This window comes from Chelatococcus sp. HY11 (genome assembly GCF_018398335.1).
GTDB lineage: Bacteria > Pseudomonadota > Alphaproteobacteria > Rhizobiales > Beijerinckiaceae > Chelatococcus.
Genome location: NZ_JAHBRX010000002.1, coordinates 616,739 through 639,498, shown reverse-complemented (window position 1 = coordinate 639,498; position 22,760 = coordinate 616,739). Strand labels below are relative to the sequence as shown.

Sequence of the window (22,760 nt, the reverse complement as noted above, 5' to 3'; positions counted from 1 at the left end):
AATCACATCGCGCTTTCGCGATGCGATGGCTGCGTCTCGTTGCGAGCGGGCGGTGGAATGGTGGAGCGCGGAATGTGGCCGCCGCCGTCGATGTAGATGCGATCGCCCGTCGCATAAGGCATGGCGCCGGATGCGAGGGCCGCGACGGCCTGCGCGACCTCTGTCGGCAAGCCTGCCCGTGGCATCGGAAAGCCTGCGGATTGAGCGATGGTGTCGAGCTGATCCCAGAGATCGCGGTTAAGGTCCGTCCGGATGACGCCGGGGCGTATCTCGTAGGTCGCTATGCCATATTCTGCCAGTTTGAGTGCAAAGCACTGGGCGACCAGCGACAACGCTGTCTTGGAGATCGCGTATTCAGGAGAGTCTATCCTGGCCCGGCCGACAGCTGCGGATGTAATTGTGATGATACTGCGATGGTGATCCGCCGATGGTGAGGCCGCCGATGGTGAGGCCGCCGCCATCCGCTTGGCGATCTGCTGGGTCAGAAAGAAAGTGCCACGCAGGTTCACATCGAGCACCCGATCGAAACTCTCGACGGGAATATCGAAGAGATCGATACCGCGGGGATCTGCTGTCACGCCGGCATTGTTGACAAGACAGTCTACGGTGCCGAACACGGAAAAAACCGCCTCAGCCAGATCAGCGTGATGCTCAACCTTCGCAATATCGCCGATGAGAAGATGTGCCTGCCGACCGCAGCTGCGGATCTCCTCCACGCATGCGCGCGACGCATCATCATCAAGGCGATCCAGCACAACGAGATCAAATCCCGCTTTGGCGAGCGCGAGGCTTGTCGCGCGACCGATGCCGCGTCCGCCGCCGGTGACGAGGGCGACAGGGAAGCCCTTGTCCGGAGCCGCTGCCTCGTGGGTCATCCCACTCCTCCCGAGGAGGACAAGGCGTGCGCTGCCGGAGGGACAGACTTGTCATAGGCCTGCATCATTCGCCGGTGACGTGCCTCCATCCATGGGCGCATATCTTCATGGGTGAAGATACAAAACGCGCTGCTATGGATGGCCGCGAGCACGCGACGTGCGATGTCATCGGGCTCCACCCCTTCGCTGATCGTATCCGGAGTGGGAAACGCGGGCGAGTGACCCTCGAAACGCGCCGGCCGCGCTTCGCCCGACTGATATATGCTTGTCTTCACGCCTGCCGGCGCGAGTACGGACACGCCTATGCCAGTTTCGGCAAGATCTGACAGGAGCGCTTCCGATAAGGCAACGAGCGTGAATTTTGTCGCCTGGTAAGGTGCGGTGAGGCGACCGGGGGCGACGAGAAAGCCGCTGATCGACGCTGTATTGACGATATGACCACCTTGCCCGTGACGCCTTATCCGCGGCAGGAAAAACTCAATCCCGTTGATTGGACCATACAGGTTGACGCCGACAATCCACTTCCAGTCTGCAAGCGGTACATCTTCTACAGTGCGGCCGCGCAGCAGCACGCCGGCGTTGTTCGCGAGGATGTCGACACGGCCGAAGACAGCATCGAGTTCCGCATTCCGAATATCGCACATCGCGACCTGAAAGCCCGCGGCAGTGAAGACCCGCACCATGCCAAGACCAATGCCAGACGCGGCACCCGTTATGACTGCCACTCGCCTGTCTAAGTCGCGCATTGAGTGCCCTTCAACTCAGCCTGGGAGATGGTCTGCGCTCAGTCCTTGCGGGATTGCTTGGCTTGCTGTTCGGCCTCGTGCTTCTCGAACATTTTACGCTGGGCGACTGCCGAGCGCGAGCCATACTCCATACCGTGCTCCATCGACCACTTCAGCGACTCGTCACGATTACGGTTCGCGCCGCTGAAATGCGGAATGACATAGCGCGCGACCAGCTCCCATGACTTCTTGGTGGCCTCGAAGTCGGCCCAATTATGCGCGACTTGCAAGAAAGCACCGAATTCGCCCTGTTTTTCGTAGAGCTGCTCGATTTTCGCGATCAGGTCGTCGGGCGTGCCGATGACGCCACCGTGATCCTTGACGACCGCCTCGACCAGCCCCTCGAAAGTCTCGCCGCGCGTCTTGCGCTTGATCGTCGGATTAACGGCTTCGCGGTAGTCGAGCCAATGGCGCAGGCCGAACTTGACGTTCTCGATCGCCTGTTCACGCGTCTCTGCGATATGCGTGAGCCCGGCGAGGCGAAGGCGCGAGCGATCCATGACATGGCCATGCTCGGCGGCGACCTCATTGGCAATGCGCCAGTTCGTGCCGAGCACATCGAAGCCGGTCGGGCTGGTGGCCGCCACGCAGAGCATGCCGAGGCCGTATTTGCCCGCGTTGCGCCCGCCGGATGGCGTGAGCGTGCTGGCGACACAGACTTCCAGATGCGGCTTCGTGTAGGGCAGCAGATGGACGCGTGCATCGACCAGATTATACCACTCGGTCTTCTCGGTGACGGTTTGTCCATCGAGCAGCCGCAGAATAACGTCCAGCGCCTGGGACATGCGGTCGCGCAACTGTTCCGGCTCGATGCCCATCATCATCGCGTCCGCCGTCAGGAGCCCGGGGCCGACGCCCATCATGACACGGCCGCGGGTCTGGTGATCGAGCTGGATGATGCGATTGGCCACCGTCAGCGGCGAGTGATAGGGTAGGGATATGACGCCTGTGCCGAGCCGAATGCGCCTTGTCCGTTCCGCGACGGCCGCGATGAAGAGTTCTGGGCTAGCGATAATCTCGGCGCCGGATGAATGGTGCTCACCGATCCACGCCTCTTCATAACCAAGGCGATCGAGATGTTCCACAAGCTCCATGTCGCGTTGGATGGCGAGGGTCGGGTTCTCCTTGTTCGGATGGATTGGCGGGAGAAACATGCCATGCCGAAGCGGTATTGAAGCCATTGAAGTCCACCCACTCTGAATGTGTCGTTGTTACGCGGGGCGTGACCGTCCAGAACGCAAGCCGGCAATTCTCGTCGACTGCGATGTGCCGCCGCCTTTCTTATGATTATAAATGTATAACAATACGCTTTGGGGGTGGCAAGACGGGAACAGAGGCGAGGAGTGAATTATAGTCGCTGCAATACCTCGAACGCAATTTGCCACGGGATTGTCCGCTCTCGCCTGGGATGGTCCGCCGGAGTAGGCGCGCGTCGAAAAGGCGACGCGGGCTCCGCTGGCTGTTGCCCGGTGCACACCAACAAGGGTATGTCGGCTTGACAGGTGAGGCATTTGTACTAATGATATGACAAGTTGTGTATATTATTTGTCGCACGGCTCGAATCCTTCGTCTGAGCAAATCTTTTGTCTGAGACGGAGCAACATCAATCTTGAGGCCAGTTAAGGCGAAGTGTCTGCTGGCGCATATGTGCCGCGCTGCTATTCCGGCGATGGCAAGTTGTTTTGGGGCGGGCGAGCCCTTGGCCCCACCGTCGCGAACGGGTAATGCGGGCGTTTTCCGGGTATCAGGTAGGAGATTCGTAGAATTATGGACTTGCGGAACCGCCTTTCGGCAGACGCTCCTCTGGTTGCGCCCGGGATTTTCGATGCTCTGACAGCTTCGCTTGCGGCGGCCGCCGGCTTCGAGGCACTCTACGTTTCCGGGGCGGCGATCGCATATACGCGCCTCGGCAGCTCTGATATTGGCCTTGTATCGATGTCTGAAGTTGCTGACGCGATCACGCAGATACGTGATCGCGTCGACGTTCCGCTCATTGTTGATGCCGACACGGGGTATGGAAATGCGCTCAACGTCCGACGCACAGTGAGGTTGTTCGAGCGTGCCGGCGCGGCTGCCATCCAGATCGAGGATCAGTCGTTTCCGAAGCGCTGCGGCCATTTGCGCGACAAGTCACTGATCTCAGCCGGCGAGATGGCGGGCAAGGTCAAGGCCGCTGTGGATGCGCGCGCCAGCGAGGAAACCTTGATCATCGCTCGCACGGACGCGATTGCGGTCGAAGGTTTTGATGCTGCTCTGGAGAGAGCCCATCTCTACGTCGAGATGGGCGCGGATATCCTGTTCGTCGAGGCGCCGCGCTCCCGTGAGCAAATGGCGACGATCGGGCGTCAATTTGGAAGCCTGCGTCCGCTCATAGCCAACATGGTCGAAGGTGGCGATACCCCGCTTAGCTCGGCTGCAGAACTCGGCGAGGTCGGCTTCAAGATCGTCATTTTTGGCGGTGGTATTGTGAGAGCCCTTGCGCGAACGGCGCAGGAATACTATCGATCTCTCGCCGCGCATGGCACCAATGCGCCATTCAGTAATCGTATGTTTGACTTCAATGAGTTGAACAGCCTTATCGGCACTCCTGAGCTGCTTGCGCTTGGCAAGAGTTACGACGTCGTTCAACCAACACGTCGAGTCGAGAAAAGTATCGCCTGATCATGATATCCGGTGGTGGTGACGTTAGCGTATCCTCTCGAAACGTTATCGGGAGGATTTGATCGTTCCGACAACGCTGCGATTGGTTGGCCGGTTCAATTGGCCGGCCGTGCAAGACCAAGATGGCAGCGTAAAGTCTTGCCGCTGTATTCCTGTCGCATCAGCCCACGCCGCTGAAGTTCTGGCACGACGAGGTCGCAGAAGTCGCGTAAGCTGTCGGGAAATGCCATAGCCCGCAGCATGAAGCCATCGACAGCGCCGGCCTGGTGCCACTCCTCCAGCGTATCAACGATCGTCTCGGGCGTTCCCTTGAGTGTATTGCCGATCCGCGATTCGGCAAAGCGCGCGCTCATCTGCCGGATGGTAAGCTTTTCCTCGATCGCCATGCGTGAAATGACGCGATGGTAGGTTTGGCCGCGATTGGACTCAGCCGGGATAAGATCGGCGGGGATCCTGGCATCGAAGTCCATGTCACTGAGATCCACGCCGATCGCCGTGCCGATCACGGTCTTGCCGACATCTTCGTGAATACGGGACGACAAGGCGGCCGTCTTGGCGTCGGCTTCGGCGATAGTCTTGCCGACGACGATCGTAATACCCTGCATCAGTTTGAGTTCATCGGGGCACCGGCCGAATTTGCTCATCCGCCCCTTCAGGTCACTGTAGTAGCTACGCGCTCCTTCAAGCGAACTCTCAACCATGAAGACCATATCGGCGGTCTCCGCGGCCAACTCCCGTCCTGGATCAGAGCCGCCAGCTTGAACCACGACCGGATGGCCCTGGGGCGGGCGCGCGATATTGAGCGGGCCTGCGACGGAGAAATGCTTTCCCTTATGGTTCAGGGGACGCAATTTCTGTGGGTCGAAGTACCGGCTATCCGTCACGTTACGGACAATGGCGCTATCGCCCCACGTATCCCAAAGACCGCGCACGACCCCGACAAATTCGCGCGCCCTTTCATAGCGCACCGCATGGTCGAGGTTCGCATCGCGGCCGAAGTTTGCCGGCGCGTTCAGGCTGCCGGTGGTAACGACGTTCCACGCCGCGCGACCGCCACTGAGATGATCCAGCGATGCAACGGCGCGTGCGACGTTGAACGGCTCGTTGTAGGAGGAGGAAAGGGTGCCGACCAGGCCGATATGGCTGGTGTGGGCAGAGAGCACCGAGAGAAGGGTCAGCGGCTCCAGGCCATTGATATAGCGTGGAGAACGGCTCAGTGATTCGATGTCGCCTTCCGGAAGACATGGCGTATCGGCGACGAACACGAAGTCGAGCTTCGCGCCTTCGGCGAGTTTTGCCAGGCCGATATAATGGTTCGGATCGGTGGCGCTATCGACCGGCGCCTCCGACACCAGCCACGCTGCCGGATGGCTGCCGTAGTTCTCGAGGATGCAGCCGAAATTCATGTATCGATCACGCGGCATGTTTCCACCGTCTAGCAGTCATAGGCGAGAGGAAGGCCGGCTTCCGGCCACTCCATGGACATAATCCTGCCAGTGCTCGACAGTGTCAGATAGGCCGTTCGTCGGTCGTTGCCGCCAAAGCAGATGTTTGTCACGAACAGATCGGGCACATTCACCTGCCGTATGAGCTGACCGAGAGGGCTGATAACCGAAATCACACCAGCGAAAAGCGTCGCAACGCAGATGTTGCCCGCCTGCTCGATTGCGAGGCTGTCGAATTTCTGGAAATCAGGAAGGCCACACAGCAAGCGCCCGCCATGTGGTGATGGAAAGCCGGCCTTGCGGACCTGCCCTGGGCCGATGATGTCGAATGCCCAAAGCCGCCCGGTCTCCGTCTCGGCGACATAAAGCGTGCCCCCATCTGGCGATAGGCCAATGCCATTCGGGCTAAGCATGGGATATGCGATTTCGATGATCGCGGACCCATCCGGTAGCGCGTAATATACGCCACCATGGCTGCGCCAACGATGCCGTACTTTTCCATAGTCAGTGAAGTAAAATCCACCTTCTCGATCAAAGACGAGATCGTTGGGGCCTTCAAGTCGGTGACCGTTACATTCCGTATAGAGAGCGCGCACCGAGAAGTTGACGGGGTCGATCCTCTCTATGCGGCCACCTACATAGTCTGGCGGCGTCCCTGTCGGCCTGAGCACGCCATTGTCTTCGTGCCACTGGAAGCCTCCATTATTGCAGACGTAGTAGGCGCCGTCCGGCCCGACCGCGAGGCCATTCGGACCACCGGCAATCGTCGCGAGCCTGCGAACGACGCCATCAGGGCCGACCCGCGTGAGGGCGCCGCTCGCGATCTCCACCACGAGAAGACTTCCGTCGCCGCAGGCAACCGGCCCTTCCGGGAACCGGAGGCCCTCAGCAATAACATGATGTGACCTGGGCATGATGCGCCACGTAGTCGTTTAATCAGCCGCTCCCGCAGTCGGCAGCCAGAGTGGCCGGTAGCACAATCTTTCTGGTGCCATCAGCGCACCACTGCGTCACATAGACCGGTGGGTTCGCCTGCCCCTTGCCGTCAAATTTCACTTCGCCGATGACACCGTTGAAGGTGAGCGCGGAAAGCGCATCGCGGATTTTTGCGCCATCCGTTGTCGTGCCGGCGGCTTTCATCGCTTCAACCGCCAGGAAGACGGCGTCGTAGGATTGCGCGGCAAATCCGTGCGTCTCCTCACCGAATTTAGCTTTGTACGCTGTGCTGAACGTCTTGATACGATCAACGGGGCTGTTCGGCGGGAAGGAATTGTACTGTGCCATACCATCGAGATATTTGGCGTTGAGCCGCTGCAAGAAGCGGTCTGATCCCATGGCCAAGGTCCCGATCAGCTGCACATCCACGCCGGCATCGCGAATCTGGCGGATCGCGAGGGAGCCCGGCTCCTCATCCATCAGAAGAACGACAGCTTTCGCGCCGGAATTGCGGATATTCGTCACATGGCTGGAGAAGTCGACCTCCCCCACGTTGAAATAGCCGACATAGCCGATCTTCGTGCTGTCAGGCAGGAGGCCCTTCATGGCCTCGATACCGCCACGACCGGTGTCGTTGTTCCAGGCGAGAAAGGCGAGCGGCGTCAGCTTGGCATCTGTGATGTATTTAGCCAGTCCCTCGTTAAGCTGGATATCCCGGGCATTGATCCTGAAGAAATAGGGATTTCCCTGCTCCGTGAGATTGCCGGCCGTGGGGACTGTGACGATCAAGGGCACCTTGAAATCTTCGGCAACGGGAGCCTCGGCGGCTGCGACCGGGCTGCAGAGCTCACCGAGCACGACAGGCACCTTGTCGACGGTCGCCAGCCGCTCCATCGCGGAGGCGCCTTCGGCGACATTGCAGCGTGTGTCGTAGGTTTTCAACGCGAGGTCGTAGGTCTTGCCGCCGACTGTGAAACCACCCGCCTTGTTGATCTGTTCAACGGCAAGGTTGAAGCCGTTCTGCTGAAATTTTCCGGCCGGCGCGAGCGGACCTGTCTGCGCTGTGACGACACCGAGCGTCACCGTGCCGTCGGCGGCCAAGGCCGCGGTGCCGAGCATCGCGGTGAGCGCGACGGAAGCCAGCAGAGCGTTCGTAATGCTTTTCATGGAGGCAACCTCTGGTTTCTTGGCTGGCACGTCTCTGTGGTTACGGAGTGAGACCATAGACCCGCAACGCATTGTCGCGCAAAAAGAGCTTCTGCGCGTCAGGCCGCAGTCCAAGCGCCTCGATTTCGTCGAGTGTGCGCTTGAACGCGAGAACGGGAAAGTCCGTTCCGAACATCACCTTATGGCGGCCATAGGTGTTGATGTAGTGGATGAAGCTGGCTGGCCAGTATTTCGGGCTGTGCGCATCCGAGGCGATGTAGACGTTGGGATGTTTCCACGCCATCGCGATCATCTCATCCGTCCATGGAATTCCGATGTGAATCCCGATGAGCTTCAACTCGGGAAAATCGCAGGCGATGTCGTCGAGGAGAATGGGCCTCGCGACGCTTCTTAGCGGGCGCTTGTCGTAGTAGACCAGTGATTGCCCCACCTGCATCTGGATCGGAATGTTGAGTTCGCAGCATTTCGCATAGAATGGATAATACTTGCGATGGTTGGGCTCCAGCTCGAACCAATGCGGATAGGTGTGGGCGCCGATGAACCCAAGATCCCGGACCGCCCATTCGAGGCGTCGGAGGCCTTCCATCCCCTCGGTCGGATCGACGCCGGCAAGGCCATGGAAGCGGGTGGGATGGGCCGCGACGGCTTCGGCGATCCATTCATAAGGCATATGCCAGGCGCCGGGGGTGCCCTCCTGGCCCAGCTTGCAAGCGATGAGGAACGCTTTCTCGATGCCGGCGGCATCCATCTGGGCAAGCATCTCGTCGTGCGTGACCGACGCAACATCCTCTTCCGCGCGGCCGATCTTCTTGGTGTGGAACGTCTTGGTCCACGCAGGGCGCGCCGCTACGATCTGTGGTGTCAACGGATTCACAACGACATCAATGACGCCTTGCACCGGATCGTCCCTCTATTCATTCTCTTTTATTATATTGGTATATATTTAGAACATTTAGCAAGCCTGAATTACAGGCGCGCCCGTTTGATGAGTGTCAACCGCTTGGAAGGGGTGGCGTCATGAATGTCTCTGCGATCGGCACGACCCGCGCGAAGCCGAAGGCCATCACCGCCAGGGAGGCCGCGTGCCGTCCCGCGTCGAAGTCTGCGCAAGCCTCGCGGGGAACGATGACTTCGTAGTCGCGTTGTGCCAGGTCGCGAACCGTGGTCTCCACACACATCGATGTCGTCACGCCGCCGACGATGACCCGCTCGATCGTCCTTGCCCTGAGAATGACCTCGAGCGGCGTGCCATAGAGCGATGAGTGTCGTGCCTTGTCGATGACAATGTCATCGGCGATGACATTGACGAGCGGCGTCAATTCGACATCGGCGGTGCCGGCTCGCAGCCCCCCTGCACGGCACAGATTCGGCCGCATACGGCCGACGATGCCGGCATCCGAATAGTCCGGTCGGAACATCATCCTGGTCCAGGCGACGGGGATGCCCCGCGCGCGAGCGTCGCTAGCCAGACGATTGCAGTGGTGTGCGGCCTCGGCCAGGGTCGTGATGTCCCAGCCTTGCTGGGCTACGGAGCCATTGGCGTCACAGAACGCGTTCTGGAGATCGACGAGCAGCAGAAGCGTGTTGACGTGCTCGGCCATGAAACCCTCATCTTGTTAGGGTTGCTGTGGGTGTGAGGCGTGAATTCAATGATTTGCTATAAGCATAGGACATTAAAGGCGAGCGCTGTAAAGGCCTCGGGCAGTCAAACCCTGTTGTGTCGCGCCCCGCAACGACGTCTCTGATGACACACGCTACAGATCACGATTGACAGTCTCTTCGGGCCATCGGCCTATGTCGGCCTGGGGCGTTTTCAAAGGGGTTGTATTATGGCTGGCCGTGTTCTTGTCGTCGGTGCGGGGCCCGTGGGGCTGACCATGGCCACCGAGCTCGCGCGATACAATGTTCCCGTCCGCCTGATCGATAGAATGACAGCTCGCAGTGACAAGTCCAGGGCGGTCGTGCTCTGGAGCCGAACCTTGGAGCTTCTGGACAGGGCAGGTGTCACGGACGATCTGCTGGCGATCGGCAACAAGGTCACCGCCGCCAATATACTCGCCGGCAGCCAACGGATCGGACGTATCGGCTTCGACGAGGTGCAGTCACCTTATCCGTTTGCATTGATGGTGCCCCAATGCGACACGGAAGCCGTTCTGGAGCGTCATCTTGAAGCGTACGGCGTGAAGTCGGAGCTCGGTATGGAACTCCTCGATTTTACCCAGGATGCTGACGGCGTGTCCGCCGTGATACGCGCGGCCGACGGACAGGAGGAAACCGAGCGCTTTCAATGGCTCGTCGCCTGCGATGGAGCCCACAGCACCGTCAGGCATCGGCTTGGCCTCACGTTCGGCGGCGACACGATGGATGAAGACTGGACGCTGGGAGATTTCCACGTGTCAGGGGCGCCATTTCCGCCGTCGGAACTCGCGACGTGCTGGCACGAGGACGGGGTCATCGTCTTCCTGCCGATAAGTTCCAACCGCTACCGCGTCATCGCCAGCCTCGGGCCGTCCACCGATGAGGCCCCCGTTCCGCTGGCGCGCGAGGAGTTCCAGGCGCTGGTCGATCGCCGGGGGCCGGGTGGATTTGTGCTGACGGACACGATCTGGACGACAGCTTTTCGCATCAACGAGCGGCAGGTCGCGGATTATCGGTCCGGCCGAATTTTCCTGGCGGGTGACGCGGCGCACGTCCACAGCCCCGCCGGCGGCCAGGGCATGAACACGGGTATGCAGGATGCATTCAATCTGGCCTGGAAACTGGGGATGGTCTGTCATGGCCTTTCGACAGCGCCAGCTTTGCTCGACAGCTACAGCGTCGAGCGAAAGGCTGTCGGCGCCTCCGTGATCCAGTCATCGGGCCGGATGACGAAGATGTCCATTCTGCACAGCCATGCCGCCCAGAGCCTTCGTAACCTGGTTGCCCATGCCGTCATGGGTCTCTCGTCAGTCCGCCGGGCCATGGTGGAGTCCATGGCTGAAGTCTCTGTCGGGTATCCGCAAAGCCCGCTCAATGGGCCTGCTTCGGGCGATGGCCTCGCTGTCGGGGTTCGGGCGCGGCCTGTTGCCGGCGAACTGCCTTATGGCGCTGGTGATCGACCGCTCTTCAGCCTGCGGGCCGCGCCTGGCAGGGCAGGGGAGATCGCCGCGCGCTATCCGCAGCTGATCGAGGCGCGGATCCGGCCGGCCGCACCCATCGACGGCATCGAACTGATCCGACCGGACGGCTATGTCGCCGCATCCGCGTCGTCCGGCAATTGGGAAGACATTGTTGCCTATCTCGATGACCTCGACAAACCTGCGATAGGGGCCTCTTCGTTTATCTGAGCGGACTGAATATGGAGCGCTCTGGCCGAGACGCCCGTGGCTCGCTTGAGCGGGGGGAGGAGAGCCATAATGACGAGCGAATTCCTGCCTGGTTTCGCGACGCAAGAGATCGAGACGACGGGCGCGCGCATCCACTTGGCGACAGGCGGTAGCGGGCCGCCCTTGCTGATGCTGCATGGTCATCCTCAGACGCACCTGACCTGGCACAAGATCGCGCCTCACCTTGCGGAGCACTTCACGGTGGTGTTGCCGGACCTGCGCGGCTATGGCGATAGCAGCAAGCCGGAAGGCGGGCCGCGCCACGTCAACTACAGCAAGCGCGAGATGGCCGCTGATCAGATCGAGGTGATGCGTGCCTTAGGCTTCCCGCGATTCGATCTCGTCGGCCACGATCGTGGCGGGCGCGTGGCCCACCGGATGGCGCTCGACTGGCCGGAGGCCGTCCAACGGATCGCAGTCTTCGACATCGCGCCGACTTTGACCATGTACGAGCGCACGAACCAGGAGTTCGCGACACGCTATTTCTGGTGGTTTTTCCTGATCCAGCCCGCTCCGCTGCCAGAGCGCATGATCGAGGCTGACCCCGCATTCTTTCTGCGGCGGCACATTGAGGGGCAGATCAAGGTTCCGGGCGCGACGAGCGAGGCGCTCATCGCCGAGTATCTGCGTTGCTACCAGGATCCCGCGACCCGCCATGCCATTTGCGAGGACTACCGGGCCGCCGCCACGATCGATCTCGATCACGATCGGGCTGACGGGGATCGGCGTATTCGGGCGCCGCTTCTCGCGCTCTGGGGCGCCCAGGGTACGGTCGGGCAGCTCTATGATGTTCTGGACACGTGGCGCGAGAAGGCGGATGACGTCCGGGGCCGCGCCATCGATTGCGGCCACTCTCCGCAGGAAGAAGCGCCGGAAGATACACTCCGCGAATTGATGACGTTTCTCGCGTCCTAGGCGGCGTCCCGCAGCCGTGGGCTCCGTCAATCGAGACCTTGGTGAAGCATCGATCTGGCACGCGCGCCGTCATCGATCATCTTCGCGGATCATGGTCGCCGCCTTCTCGGCGATCATCAAGGTGGGTGAATTCGTGTTGCCGCTCGTGATGAACGGCATGACCGAGGCGTCCGCCACGCGCAGCCCAGACAAACCGCGAACACGCAGCCTGTCGTCCACGACCGCCATCGGATCGTCATCCGCCCCCATCTTGGCGGTGCCCACCGGGTGGAAAATGGTGGTGCCGATCTGCCGGGCGGCGTCAAGCAGGGCGTCGTCCGTCGCGGCTGCGGGGCCGGGCCGATACTCCTCGGGATGGTATCGCTGCAAGGCAGGCATCGACACGATGTGACGGACGACCTTGAGCGAGTCGATGGCGACGCGTTCGTCCTCCTTGGTCGTCAGGGAATTCAGGCGGATCGCCGGCTGGACCCAAGGGTCCGGGGAGGCGAGCCGCACACTGCCCCGGCTCGTCGGGCGCAAGTTGCAGACACTCGCGGTGAATGCCGGGAAAGCATGGGGCATCTCGCCGAACTTGTCGAGTGACAGGGGCTGGACGTGAAACTGAATGTTGGGCGTTGCCTGGTCGGGCGAAGATCGCGTGAAGGCGCCGAGCTGAGACGGCGCCATCGTCAGTGCGCCGCGCCGGAACAGGGCGTATTCGAGGGCCATCGTTCCCTTGCGAAGCAGAGAGCCATAGTCCTCGTTTAGCGTGCGGATGCCTTTGACGCGATAGATCGGCCGGAGCTGGAGATGATCCTGCAGATTTTCCCCAACGCCCGGCACGTTGCGTGTCACGGAAATACCGAGAGCACTGAGGCGTTCGGCGTCACCAATCCCGGATAGCTGCAGGATCTGGGGCGAACCTACCGCGCCGGCGCACAGAATGACTTCGGCGCGGGCGTGCACACGCTTGCGCTCGCCACCCTGGATGAAGTCGACACCCGTTACCCGCCCATCCTCCACGACGAGTTGCGCAACATGCGCCTGCGTCTCGAGCTTAAGCCCGGGACGCTTCAACACGGGTTTCAGGAAGCCCCGCGCGGCGGACCAGCGACGACCCTGCTTCTGGTTGACGTGAAAATACGCGACACCTTCGTTGCTGCCGGTATTGAAGTCGTTGGTGCGCGGAATGCCAGCCTCGACCGCGGCCTCCATAAAGGCATCAAGCAGATCCCAGCGCACCCGTGGCGCCTCGACGCGCCACTCTCCATCCACCCCATGGTGCTCGCCCGCGCCGAGGAAGTGATCGAGATGGCGGCGGAAGAGTGGACGGACATCCTCCCAGCCCCAGCCCTTGAGGCCGAGGTCGCGCCACCGGTCGTAGTCCTGCCGCTGGCCGCGCATGTAGATCATGGCATTGATGGCCGAACAGCCGCCAATCACCTTGCCGCGGGGATAGTTGAGGACACGGTCGTTCAGCCCAGTCTCGGCCTCTGTCGTGAACATCCAGTCGGCGCGGGGATTGCCGATGGCGTAGAGATATCCGACGGGCACGTGAAACCAGATCCAGTTGTCGCGCCCGCCCGCCTCCAGAAGACAAACGCTGCGTCCGGGATCGGCCGACAGCCTGTTGGCCATGAGGCAGCCGGCTGTGCCGGCCCCGACAACCACATAGTCAAATGTTCCCGCGTCGATCATCCCGTCTCCCCCGTGACCTCATTATTGCGAACGCAAGGCGCTGATTGCCGAGAACATGGGCCACTCTCTTACTAGGTCTGAAAATAGGCCGATGGAATGGGCAAATGTGCCATCCGTGTGAGGCAAGAGGCCAGATGCGCCGGCCTTGATCGTGGCGTAGCGACCTTGGCTTCCGCCTTCCAGTCGATCGGGCACGCGGTGACGCAAGCCGCTGGCTGAAGCTCGGTCCGGCGACGATCGGATGCCGGGAGCGGCGGCATGAGGCGGCTCCGGCCAGCGCTCCGTTCACGGGAGGGTGATTCGAAGCTGGGTGCTCTGGCGGCTTATGAGGTCTCGGGCGGAATTTGGTCGATGAAGCGCGCCCGCACATGCGCCGGCGGGACAAGACAGGTTTCACGCCGCCCCAACAGGCGATAGCGATTGCGAGCGATCCAGCGATAGATGGCATCGCGTAGAGGACGCGGTATGACGCGCAGTGCTCGAAGCCATCGCCAGGGGCGGGGGAGGCGCCTGATGATTGCGATCGCCGCGTCGCTCTTTTCCAGGGCGCGTCCCTTATCGAAAAACAGAAACGTGGACGGATCGAGCGGATCACTACCGAAGCGCGCGCTCAAATATTGCCCGTAGGGCGATTGGATCGCTGTGAAGCGGATGGCGCCGCTGGTGTCGAAGCGAAGCAGTAACTGCACCTGCGCCGAGCAGAAGTTGCACACGCCATCGAACACCATCAAGCCGTCTGGCGCTTCCACGCAGCCCGGAATCGCACCGCGCTGCGCATCGATCGTCGGGTGGTGGACCGTCATCGTCCTGCCTCTGCAGTGCATTGCCGTGAAGCACAAGCCTAGTCCATCCGGCGCTCGGGCCCAACGCCGGTGCGGCGCTGTGGACTTGCTCCGCTGAAAACGAACGAGCAAATTCACCCAACTTGGCTGGAACCAGATAATTGCAGCTAAGTTGGATTTGTTCTGGCGACGGTCGTCGGCCGACTTTCCCGATTGACGGCCTTTCCGTCGACCTGAAGTTTGGAGGTTCTTCATGAGTGTCGGCTTGCTGGCTCTTCTCGACGATATTGCCGCGCTGGCCAAGGTTGCGGCGGCATCGCTCGACGATGTGGCCAGCCAGGCGGCGAAGGCCGGTGCCAAGGCTGCCGGTGTCGTCATCGATGACGCGGCGGTCACGCCGCGCTATGTCACAGGTTTTTCCGCCGCGCGCGAACTGCCTATCATCGGTCGGATCGCACTCGGCTCCTTGAAGAACAAGCTTCTGTTCCTATTGCCGGCCGCCCTGGCGTTGAGCCTCCTGGCGCCTCAGGTCATCATGCCCCTCCTTATGCTTGGAGGGCTTTATCTTTGCTACGAAGGCGCTGAGAAGATCTACGGGCTCATCTCGCCCCATGCTGCGCACGCACATGAGGCTGACGTGGAGCCGATCGGGATCGACGCTCAGTCCTTCGAGGATCAAAAGGTCTCGGGCGCGATCCGGACCGATTTCATCCTGTCCGCCGAAATCATGACCATCACCCTGGGCTCTGTTCCCGATGCGGGTTTCATGACCCAGGCACTGGTGCTGGCCGTTGTTGGCGTGGCCATCACGGTGGCGGTGTACGGGGCGGTTGCGCTGATCGTGAAGGCCGATGATATCGGCCTCATGCTCGCGCGGGTGTCGTCCCAGTCGCCCATTGGCATCGTGTCGCGCGTGATCGGCCGGGCTCTTGTTCAGGGCATGCCACATTTCCTGAGGGCGCTGGGCATCGTCGGCACGGCGGCCATGGTCTGGGTCGGCGGCGGCATCATTCTCCACGGCTTCGAGGGTTATGGCTACGGGTGGCTGAGCCATCTGTTGCACGACGCCGGGGATGAGGCTTCGCTTATGCTTCCGTCCATCGGCACCCTTGTCTCATGGCTGGTGCAGGCGGCAGGCGCGGGTCTGGCCGGTCTCGTCATCGGGGCGATTGCTATTCCGGCAATGAGCTATTGCGTCTCGCCGGTCTGGCGTTGGATCAAGTCGCGCGTCCGTCCAATCCGCCCGGCGTGATAGCCGTCGAAACGTGCAGTCGCGCCACCGGGGAATAGGGCGAAGACCTAGTCAGATATGGCTCAAGACCTGTGCGGGAGAGGCCAATCTGATGGGCGGGCGTTGCCCTTACGCCTTGGCGTTCTCGGCGACGGCCTCGTCGATCCAGCGCAGCGCGCGCACCACGGCGAAGAGCGGGGTTGTTGCCCCAAGCGTGACCTCCACCGCGTGCTTGACGTTCGCGATCGGGGTGCCGCGGTTGAGCATCCGTGTCACATGGATTTTCAGCGGCTCCTCGAAACCTGCCTGCGCGAAGCTCGCGATCACGATGTACTCGCAGGTCTCATAGTCGAGAGGGCCCGTCGCGATGGCCTGGCGCATCGCCTTGAAGCTGTCGCCGACTTCCGGATGATAATCCTGCAAATAGGTCGAGGGGATACGGTCGAGATCGATGGCCATTGGCGTTGGTCCTTTGTTGATCTAGCGGGCTCTTCCGCGAGCAAGGCGCAAGGCTGTGACGACGACGATCGCGTTGATCAGCGTCATAGTCATCGCGAGCGCTGCGATCTGCGGGAAGGATCCGTTCTGCCAGAAGTCGAGAATGACTTGCCCGACCACGGGATTGGTCGTGCCGGCGAGAAGGGCGGAGGCGGTCAGTTCGCCCGACATCTGCACGAACAGAATGACCCAGCCGGCACCGAGGCTCGGCAGCATCAAGGGCAACAGGATGCGGCGGAAGGTGCGGCCCTGGGAGGCGCGGAAGACCTGTGAGGCCTCCAGGAGCTCGCGACCGACCTGATCGACGGCGGCCGCCGCCGAGCGCATGGCCTGCGGCATGTTCATGACGAGATAGGCGAGGATGAGGATCAGGAAGCCGCCGCTCAGGTTGAGCCAGCCGCTGGAGAAGCAGAGCACGAAGCCGACACCGATGACGACATGCGGGATGCCGGCAGGCGTGGCGGTGATGATGTCAACGGCACGGCCGAACCAGCGTCGCTCGGACTTGGCGGTGACGACCAGAACCGCCGCGATGAGCATGCCTATGGTGCCGCCAACGATGCCGAGCACCACGCTGTTGAACAGCGCGCGACGGGTGATATCGTTCTCGACGAGCACGGTCACGTAGTTCTGCAGATCGAGCACCGAGAAGTTGATGCGCGCCGACCAAAAGGGCTGCAGAGACACGATCGCGAGGCCGACGACCGGCAGCACGGCCGCCGCCAGCAGATAGATGATCATGACGGCGCGCGCCACGAACCGCCACGGGCCAAGCTTGGTCGTTGCCGCCCGCAGGCCCTTGCCGCCGATCGTGGCGGCGCGGTTCAAGCTGGCGATCCACGCCTGCAGCAACAGGGCTGACTGCACCACGAAGGTGAGGAACAGTCCGAGCAATATCGCGAGGTCGGTACGTGGCGGGTAGGTGTAGATGAGCCGGTAGATCTTGACGGACAGCAACTCGATATGCGCGCCCGAGCCGATCACCACCGGCACGGAGAAGATCGCAAACCCCATCATGATAAGAAGAAGTACGGACGCCATCAACGCCGGGCGAATGGCGGGCAGCGTCACCCGTCGCAAGGTGGTGAAGGCGCCGGCACGGCAGAGGCGCGAGGCTTCCTCGAGATGCGGATCGAGATTTTGCAGCGCCGCCGATACCGTCAGATAGACGTAGGGCACCATGTAGAGCGCCATGATCGCTACGAAGCCGCCGAAGGAATAGATGTTGACCGGCCCGGTCCGCATCGGCATGCCGACGAAGGCGAGCCCGTCGCGAAGCAGGCCGTTGACGATGCCGGCCTGCGGCGCCAGTAGCATCACCCAGCCGGCGACGCCGGCGATCTGTGGAACAAGCAACGGCACCAGCGGCAGCAGGCCGCCGATCCAGCCCGTGGAGGCGTCCGTTCGCTCATTCAGCCAGGCGAAGGTCGCGCCCACGACGAGCGCGAGCGTGCCGCTGAGCCCAACGACGACGAGGGTATTGACGAGCACCGGCACGAAGCCCGTGTCCGCGAGCGCCTTGAGGATCCCTTCGTCGCCGGCCGAGGTTGGCGAAAAGAAAGCGCGCAGGATCATCGTGCCGATGGGATAGATGATCAAGGCGCATAGCAACGCGGCCAGGAGCAAGGCGAGCGTGCGGAGCGAAATCAGGCGGCCGGCCAGGCTGTGGCCTGCGGGGGCGGCGTCCGTGGCGCGAGCGGGAGGGGTTGCGCGTCCGTGCATCATGCGCTCCGGCGCTCGGGGGCAGCGAACCTGGGGCCTGTGACGATCATCATTCTGTCCTAAGCCACCTGTGCACGCGGGAAGATGCCCACATGCATCGGCGAAATGCCGACCGCCACGGTCTCGCCGTCGGCAATTTCGCTGGATTGCGTGCTACGCAGCACGAAGTGCTGGTCTCCGGCCGCCAGCGCATATTCAAGATAGAGGCCGAGATACATGGTGCTGTCGACCGTCATCGCGAACCGGTTGCTCGCGCTTGCTGGCGGGTTGAAGACAAGACGCTCTGGCCTCATCAGAAGGTCGACCGCCTGACCCACCGTAAAGGCGTTGGCTGTAGTGGCGCTGATCGGGCCGAGCGCCGTCTCGACGACGACCATGTTTCCCGTCACAGTCTTGACCTTGCCCTCCAATGCGTTGGTGGCACCGGTAAAGGCCGCGACATAACGCGAATGGGGCGCTTCATAGATGTCCCGCGGCAAACCGACCTGCGCGATGCGGCCGACTTCCATGACGACGATGCGATGGGCGAGCGCCAGGGCCTCGGTCTGGTCATGGGTGACATAAAGCGCGCTGAAGCCGAGGCGCTTCTGCAGGGCGACGAGTTCCAGGCGAAGCTGCTCGCGAACCTTCGCGTCGATGTTCGACAGCGGCTCGTCGAACAGAATGGTGCCCTCGTTGCCTGCGACAGCGCGCGCCAGCGCGATGCGCTGCTGTTGTCCGCCCGAGAGCTGGCCGGGAAAGCGGGCGGCGAGGTGGCCGCAGCCTACGATATCGAGCACGGCCGCGACGCGCGTCCTGATCTCTGCCTTGGCGACGCCCGTGTTCACCAGCGGATAGGCGACATTGTCGAACACCGTCATATGCGGCCACAGCGCATAGGACTGAAAGACCATGCTGATCGGGCGGTGTTCCGGCGCCACAGAGATGCGGTGGGCCGACGAGAAGACGATCTTGCCGTCGATCTCGATCTCCCCGGAGTCGGGCGTCTCCAGACCGGCGACGCAGCGCAGCAGGGTCGTCTTGCCACAACCGCTCGGTCCAAGAAGCACGAGCTTCTCGCCGGCATTCACTTCGATCGAAACATTGTCCAGCGCCAGCACCGCCCCGCGGCCAGTGCCGTAGTGCTTCACCAGATTGCTCACGCGGATGCGTGGCCGGCTCGTTTGGTTCATCGCATTCGCTACGCGCGCGCTGTCGGCGCTCCGCGCCCCTTGCTATCCGGCGCTCGCGATCAGTCAGCGGGAGAACTGAACGTTCTCCCCTGATCACGAAGCGCCCCTGACACGAAGCCGGTCGGGCAGGTTTGCGACCTGCGTGACCGGCAGCGTTTCCAATGACTGACTAGGTGAGCCCCAGCAAAGCGGCGAGTTCGGCGCGCTTGGCTGCAGCCTGGCGATAACGGCCGCGCTGATATTGCGGCGAGAGGGTGAGGGCGCCTGGAATGTCCGGCAGGGGCGATGCCGCGATATCGCGGCAATAGCGCTCCTGGCCATCGCGGGTGAGCAGGAAGTTGGCGAGCAGGCGGGCCGCGTTGGGATGCGGGGCCTTGGCCACGACACCCATCATCGTTTCCTGGCCGCTGGTCATGGCCGGGGAGAAGTCGATGACCGGCGCTTTCTTCTCCATCATCAGCATGGTGGCCTGATGCAGCGCCGGCGCCAGGATCATCGCCTCTCCGGCGGCCAGCATCTGGATGCCGGGCAGGATGGATTCGACGAAGCGCGGCTGCTGGTTCTTGAGGCCCGTGAGGAACTCGGGGCCGTAGGCATCGAACATGGTATAGGCCCAGTCGGCGACCTCCATGTTGTTGCGCGGGTCGCTCAGGATCATCTGACCCTTCCAGCGCGGGTCGAGCATCGCCTTCCAGTCCTTGGGATAGTCCTTGGCATCCACAAGGTCGGTGTTCGACACAATGGTATGGGGGGAGATCCCGATGAGCGCCCAATGCTCCGTGAGATAGTCCTTGGGGAAGGCCGACCACGCCGGGAGATCAGCGGGCTTTGCTAGCCAGCCCGCTTTCGCGGCATCCTCGAAGGCAAGGGGGTCGGCCATCTGGATCACGTCGGCGACGATGTTGCCCGCCTGCATCTCGCTCGCGAAGCGCTGCGCCATCTGGCCGGTCGCAAGGCGCAGCACATTGATCTTGATGCCGGGGTACAGCTCCGAGAACCGATCCGTGACGCGTTTTGTGATCGGCGCCTGGGCGGTCGCGTAGTAGGTGAGCGTCCCCTCCTTCTTGGCGGCCTCGTACAGCGCCTTCGTATCCTCTGGCGCCTGCGCGAAAGCCGTGCGCGCGCCCGCGAAGGCGAGTGCGCCCATCGCGGCGGTGCCTTGCAGAAGATTACGGCGGGTCATAGTCAACATTGTTATTCCCCTGTTCTTGTGATTGTCCGTCATTGAGCTGATCCGACGCGATCTTTCGACTGGTGTTTGATTTCGAGGTTCATCTCAGTTTGATATCGAGCGTCGCGAGAACGCTGAAATCAAAACCATGGTAGCGCATCAAGCCTTCGCAAACTTATTGCGTGGGCGTGCGAGGCCGAGATGATCCCGCAGCGTATTGCCCTCGTAGGCATTACGGTAGATGCCACGGCGCTGCAATTCCGGGACCACGAGGTCGACGAAGCTGTCGATGGTTCCGGGTAGATAGGGTGGAATGACGACGAAGCCGTCGGCCGCCTCTTCCTTGATCCAGTGCTCGAGGACATCGGCGATATGCGCCGGTGTTCCGCGCAGGACCCAGTGGCCGCGCGATCCCGCCGCGTGTTGGTAGAGCTGGCGGATCGACATGTTCTCCCGCTTGGCAAGCTCGGTGAGGTTCTTCAAGCGGCCCTTGCCGGCGTTGGTCTCGGTGAGGTCGGGCATCGGCCCGTCGAGAGGATATTGGGACAGGTCCACGCCGCCGAGGAGTTCGCGCAGCAAGGCGAGACCGACTTCCGGGAGAATCAGGGACTGCATCTTCTGGAAGTTTTCGTCCGCCTCCTCCTGCGTGCGGCCAACGAAGGGCACCACACCGGGCATGATCTTGATTTCATCGCGCTCGCGGCCGAACTTGCCCATCCGTCCCTTGAGGTCGGCGTAGAACTCCTTGCCGTTCTCAAGCGTCAGCTGCTGCGTGAAGACGATGTCGGCGGTCTCCGCGGCAAGTTCCTTGCCAGGCTCGGAAGAGCCGGCCTGGGCGATGACGGGCTGGCCCTGTGGCGGGCGGTTCACATTGAGCGGGCCGCGAACCGAGAACAGTGGCCCCTTGTGATCGAGCAGATGCAGCTTCTCCCTCCGGAAGAACTGCCCGGTTTCCTTGTTGTAGAGGAAGGCGTCGTCCTCCCAGCTGTCCCAAAGTCCGCGCACGATCTTGGCGACCTCTTCCGCGCGCTCGTAGCGCTGGGCGTGGTCGACATGGGCATCGCGGCTGAAGTTGAAGGCTTCGGCCTGGTTCGCGGATGTTATGAGGTTCCAGCCGGCGCGACCGGCGCTGAGATGGTCGAGCGTCGCCATCTTGCGGGCGATATGGAAGGGCTCGTTATAGGTGGTTGTGATGCTCGCCACGAGGCCGATCTTGTCGGTGACAGCCGCCAGGGAGGACAGCAGCGTCGTTGGCTCCATCTGATAGAAGGGGGCCATCTTCGTCATGATGTCGAAGTCATGGGCGTGGTGAACGGCGGCGCTGTCGGCGAGGAAGACGAGGTCGAACAGCCCCCGCTCGGCGGTCTTCGTGATATCAGCGTAAGGCGCGAATGTCGAAGCGAGGTCGGGGCGCGCGTCAGGGTGGCGCCAGGCCGCGATGTGGAAGCCGATGCTGTTGAGCAGGAGGCCGAGCTTCATCTGGTTTGTCTTGGCCATGGGCTTGTCCTTTCGTTGTCGCAGGGCGACAGGCCCCTCAGGGGGCTAGGAAACGGAGAGTTTCGCGGATGAACAGATCAGGTGCCGCGTCGATGGCGTTGTGCTGCTGGCCTGCGAGCGACACTGTCTGGTTGTTGGGCAACGTCTGCGCCAGCAGGGCTGTCGAACTTTGGTAACGCGGCGGGCTCTCGGCACCGACCATCACAAGTGTAGGAATGGTAAGCTGGGCGAAGCGTTGTGCATCGAAGCGGTAGCGGCGCGTGGCCATGATTTCACGCGGCAGGGTCGGTGCCACGGCCGTGCGCGCGGGCCAGTCGTCTCGCGTTGTCATGCGGCCGATCAGCGTCTCGGGCATGCCAATCACTGACCGATAAAAATAGAGGAGAGCGCCGGAATTGTCGCCCGAGGCTACCAAGGCCGAAAGGCGTTCGACGGGGCCCTCGTCGTGCGATTCAGGAGCTGCTTCCGTCGGAATCGGCGGTTCGTAGACAACGAGCCGGCTTATCGCTGGCGTGAGCAGCGCGGCCTCCAGGGCGCATATCGCCCCATAGGAATGGGCGACGACAGTGATGCCGCTGCCAGTCTGCTGGCTGATGGCGTCCGCAACCGCGGCCACATCCGCGAATTCGAGCGCCATGCTATGAACGCCCGGCGCATCGCCGCTCGCGCCACGGCCACGCCTGTCCATCAGGTATAGGGCGAAATGGGTGCTCAGCGCTGGCAAGACGGGAGCCCATCGGCCGCGCGTCGATGTGGTACCATGGACCGCAAGAACGGGCTTGCCCTGACCGACCCGCTCGACCGCGAGCGAGATGCCGTCCGGAGATTGAACCTTGAGCAGATCAGCAGTCATCAGCG

The 22,760-nt window shown here is 62.0% G+C and carries 20 protein-coding genes; 4 read left to right on the top strand and 16 right to left on the bottom strand.

Features of this window, described 5'->3' with window-relative positions:
* Positions 1–2 precede the first annotated feature (2 nt).
* From KIO74_RS23935 to KIO74_RS23925, 3 genes are read right to left on the bottom strand one after another with little or no spacing between them, the layout of a single operon-like run.
* Positions 3–875 (bottom strand): 3-ketoacyl-ACP reductase, encoded by an 873-nt coding sequence (locus KIO74_RS23935; protein WP_213337445.1) that lies wholly within the window; start codon positions 873–875, stop codon positions 3–5.
* Entirely contained in the window at positions 872–1,621 is a 750-nt protein-coding gene (locus tag KIO74_RS23930) for an SDR family oxidoreductase (RefSeq protein WP_283772187.1), read from the bottom strand. The genes KIO74_RS23935 and KIO74_RS23930 overlap by 4 nt, the downstream gene beginning before the upstream one ends.
* 38 nt (positions 1,622–1,659) lie before the next feature.
* Positions 1,660–2,841 carry an LLM class flavin-dependent oxidoreductase gene (locus KIO74_RS23925; protein WP_249731457.1) on the bottom strand — a complete coding sequence of 394 codons (1,182 nt, stop codon included), beginning with the start codon at positions 2,839–2,841 and terminating at the stop codon, positions 1,660–1,662.
* A gap of 586 nt (positions 2,842–3,427) precedes the next feature.
* On the opposite strand from KIO74_RS23925, the gene KIO74_RS23920 reads away from it, so the two are divergent.
* On the top strand, positions 3,428–4,321 hold the full coding sequence (locus KIO74_RS23920; RefSeq protein ID WP_213337443.1) for an isocitrate lyase/PEP mutase family protein: 894 nt from the start codon (positions 3,428–3,430) through the stop codon (positions 4,319–4,321).
* A gap of 95 nt (positions 4,322–4,416) precedes the next feature.
* Here KIO74_RS23920 and KIO74_RS23915 read toward each other — a convergent pair whose 3' ends face one another.
* From KIO74_RS23915 to KIO74_RS23895, 5 genes are all read right to left on the bottom strand, one after another.
* Positions 4,417–5,745 carry an LLM class flavin-dependent oxidoreductase gene (locus tag KIO74_RS23915; protein ID WP_213337442.1) on the bottom strand — a complete coding sequence of 443 codons (1,329 nt, stop codon included), beginning with the start codon at positions 5,743–5,745 and terminating at the stop codon, positions 4,417–4,419.
* Positions 5,746–5,756: 11 nt separating this feature from the next.
* On the bottom strand, positions 5,757–6,680 hold the full coding sequence (locus tag KIO74_RS23910) for an SMP-30/gluconolactonase/LRE family protein (RefSeq protein WP_213337440.1): 924 nt from the start codon (positions 6,678–6,680) through the stop codon (positions 5,757–5,759).
* A 22-nt stretch (positions 6,681–6,702) separates the two neighbouring features.
* Complete coding sequence (locus tag KIO74_RS23905) at positions 6,703–7,869, bottom strand: ABC transporter substrate-binding protein (RefSeq protein WP_213337438.1); 1,167 nt, start codon at positions 7,867–7,869, stop codon at positions 6,703–6,705.
* 40 nt (positions 7,870–7,909) lie between these two features.
* The gene (locus tag KIO74_RS23900; RefSeq protein ID WP_213337436.1) at positions 7,910–8,767 is read right to left on the bottom strand and encodes an amidohydrolase family protein; all 858 of its coding nucleotides are present in this window, start codon (positions 8,765–8,767) and stop codon (positions 7,910–7,912) included.
* A 94-nt stretch (positions 8,768–8,861) separates the two neighbouring features.
* On the bottom strand, positions 8,862–9,470 hold the full coding sequence (locus KIO74_RS23895; protein ID WP_213337434.1) for a cysteine hydrolase family protein: 609 nt from the start codon (positions 9,468–9,470) through the stop codon (positions 8,862–8,864).
* A gap of 228 nt (positions 9,471–9,698) precedes the next feature.
* On the opposite strand from KIO74_RS23895, the gene KIO74_RS23890 reads away from it, so the two are divergent.
* Both KIO74_RS23890 and KIO74_RS23885 read left to right on the top strand, forming a co-directional pair.
* Positions 9,699–11,195, top strand: coding sequence for an FAD-dependent monooxygenase (locus KIO74_RS23890; protein WP_213337433.1), 1,497 nt, complete (start codon positions 9,699–9,701; stop codon positions 11,193–11,195).
* Between the two features lie 69 nt (positions 11,196–11,264).
* Positions 11,265–12,149, top strand: a complete 885-nt coding sequence (locus KIO74_RS23885; RefSeq protein ID WP_213337432.1) for an alpha/beta fold hydrolase — start codon at positions 11,265–11,267, stop codon at positions 12,147–12,149.
* Positions 12,150–12,218: 69 nt separating this feature from the next.
* On the opposite strand, the gene KIO74_RS23880 is transcribed toward KIO74_RS23885, so the two are convergent.
* Both KIO74_RS23880 and KIO74_RS23875 read right to left on the bottom strand, forming a co-directional pair.
* Positions 12,219–13,829: a GMC family oxidoreductase gene (locus KIO74_RS23880; protein WP_213337431.1), complete on the bottom strand. Its 1,611-nt coding sequence runs from the start codon at positions 13,827–13,829 to the stop codon at positions 12,219–12,221.
* Positions 13,830–14,152: 323 nt separating this feature from the next.
* A complete protein-coding gene (locus tag KIO74_RS23875) occupies positions 14,153–14,866 on the bottom strand; it encodes a thiol-disulfide oxidoreductase DCC family protein (RefSeq protein WP_213337429.1) in 714 nt (237 codons plus the stop codon).
* On the opposite strand from KIO74_RS23875, the gene KIO74_RS23870 reads away from it, so the two are divergent.
* A complete protein-coding gene (locus KIO74_RS23870) occupies positions 14,865–15,863 on the top strand; it encodes a DUF808 domain-containing protein (protein WP_213337427.1) in 999 nt (332 codons plus the stop codon). The genes KIO74_RS23875 and KIO74_RS23870 overlap by 2 nt on opposite strands.
* Before the next feature lie 108 nt (positions 15,864–15,971).
* Here KIO74_RS23870 and KIO74_RS23865 read toward each other — a convergent pair whose 3' ends face one another.
* The 6 genes from KIO74_RS23865 to KIO74_RS23840 form a co-directional block, all read right to left on the bottom strand.
* The gene (locus tag KIO74_RS23865) at positions 15,972–16,301 is read right to left on the bottom strand and encodes a carboxymuconolactone decarboxylase family protein (RefSeq protein ID WP_213337426.1); all 330 of its coding nucleotides are present in this window, start codon (positions 16,299–16,301) and stop codon (positions 15,972–15,974) included.
* A gap of 21 nt (positions 16,302–16,322) precedes the next feature.
* On the bottom strand, positions 16,323–18,062 hold the full coding sequence (locus KIO74_RS23860; RefSeq protein WP_213337425.1) for an ABC transporter permease: 1,740 nt from the start codon (positions 18,060–18,062) through the stop codon (positions 16,323–16,325).
* Positions 18,063–18,121: 59 nt separating this feature from the next.
* A complete protein-coding gene (locus KIO74_RS23855) occupies positions 18,122–19,234 on the bottom strand; it encodes an ABC transporter ATP-binding protein (protein WP_213337424.1) in 1,113 nt (370 codons plus the stop codon).
* A gap of 169 nt (positions 19,235–19,403) precedes the next feature.
* Positions 19,404–20,426, bottom strand: coding sequence for an ABC transporter substrate-binding protein (locus tag KIO74_RS23850; protein ID WP_213337423.1), 1,023 nt, complete (start codon positions 20,424–20,426; stop codon positions 19,404–19,406).
* Between the two features lie 138 nt (positions 20,427–20,564).
* Complete coding sequence (locus KIO74_RS23845; RefSeq protein WP_213337422.1) at positions 20,565–21,902, bottom strand: LLM class flavin-dependent oxidoreductase; 1,338 nt, start codon at positions 21,900–21,902, stop codon at positions 20,565–20,567.
* 37 nt (positions 21,903–21,939) lie between these two features.
* Positions 21,940–22,755: an alpha/beta fold hydrolase gene (locus KIO74_RS23840; RefSeq protein WP_213337421.1), complete on the bottom strand. Its 816-nt coding sequence runs from the start codon at positions 22,753–22,755 to the stop codon at positions 21,940–21,942.
* Between the last annotated feature and the right edge of the window lie 5 nt (positions 22,756–22,760).

Bases quoted from the DNA above. Each gene is read 5' to 3' on its own strand.
- KIO74_RS23935 (WP_213337445.1), bottom strand. From the start codon at position 875: ATGACCCACGAGGCAGCGGCTCCGGACAAGGGCTTCCCTGTCGCCCTC.
- KIO74_RS23930 (WP_283772187.1), bottom strand. From the start codon at position 1,621: ATGCGCGACTTAGACAGGCGAGTGGCAGTCATAACGGGTGCCGCGTCT.
- KIO74_RS23925 (WP_249731457.1), bottom strand. From the start codon at position 2,841: ATGGCTTCAATACCGCTTCGGCATGGCATGTTTCTCCCGCCAATCCAT.
- KIO74_RS23920 (WP_213337443.1), top strand. From the start codon at position 3,428: ATGGACTTGCGGAACCGCCTTTCGGCAGACGCTCCTCTGGTTGCGCCC.
- KIO74_RS23915 (WP_213337442.1), bottom strand. From the start codon at position 5,745: ATGCCGCGTGATCGATACATGAATTTCGGCTGCATCCTCGAGAACTAC.
- KIO74_RS23910 (WP_213337440.1), bottom strand. From the start codon at position 6,680: ATGCCCAGGTCACATCATGTTATTGCTGAGGGCCTCCGGTTCCCGGAA.
- KIO74_RS23905 (WP_213337438.1), bottom strand. From the start codon at position 7,869: ATGAAAAGCATTACGAACGCTCTGCTGGCTTCCGTCGCGCTCACCGCG.
- KIO74_RS23895 (WP_213337434.1), bottom strand. From the start codon at position 9,470: ATGGCCGAGCACGTCAACACGCTTCTGCTGCTCGTCGATCTCCAGAAC.
- KIO74_RS23890 (WP_213337433.1), top strand. From the start codon at position 9,699: ATGGCTGGCCGTGTTCTTGTCGTCGGTGCGGGGCCCGTGGGGCTGACC.
- KIO74_RS23885 (WP_213337432.1), top strand. From the start codon at position 11,265: ATGACGAGCGAATTCCTGCCTGGTTTCGCGACGCAAGAGATCGAGACG.
- KIO74_RS23880 (WP_213337431.1), bottom strand. From the start codon at position 13,829: ATGATCGACGCGGGAACATTTGACTATGTGGTTGTCGGGGCCGGCACA.
- KIO74_RS23870 (WP_213337427.1), top strand. From the start codon at position 14,865: ATGAGTGTCGGCTTGCTGGCTCTTCTCGACGATATTGCCGCGCTGGCC.
- KIO74_RS23875 (WP_213337429.1), bottom strand. From the start codon at position 14,866: ATGAAGAACCTCCAAACTTCAGGTCGACGGAAAGGCCGTCAATCGGGA.
- KIO74_RS23865 (WP_213337426.1), bottom strand. From the start codon at position 16,301: ATGGCCATCGATCTCGACCGTATCCCCTCGACCTATTTGCAGGATTAT.
- KIO74_RS23860 (WP_213337425.1), bottom strand. From the start codon at position 18,062: ATGCACGGACGCGCAACCCCTCCCGCTCGCGCCACGGACGCCGCCCCC.
- KIO74_RS23855 (WP_213337424.1), bottom strand. From the start codon at position 19,234: ATGAACCAAACGAGCCGGCCACGCATCCGCGTGAGCAATCTGGTGAAG.
- KIO74_RS23850 (WP_213337423.1), bottom strand. From the start codon at position 20,426: ATGTTGACTATGACCCGCCGTAATCTTCTGCAAGGCACCGCCGCGATG.
- KIO74_RS23845 (WP_213337422.1), bottom strand. From the start codon at position 21,902: ATGGCCAAGACAAACCAGATGAAGCTCGGCCTCCTGCTCAACAGCATC.
- KIO74_RS23840 (WP_213337421.1), bottom strand. From the start codon at position 22,755: ATGACTGCTGATCTGCTCAAGGTTCAATCTCCGGACGGCATCTCGCTC.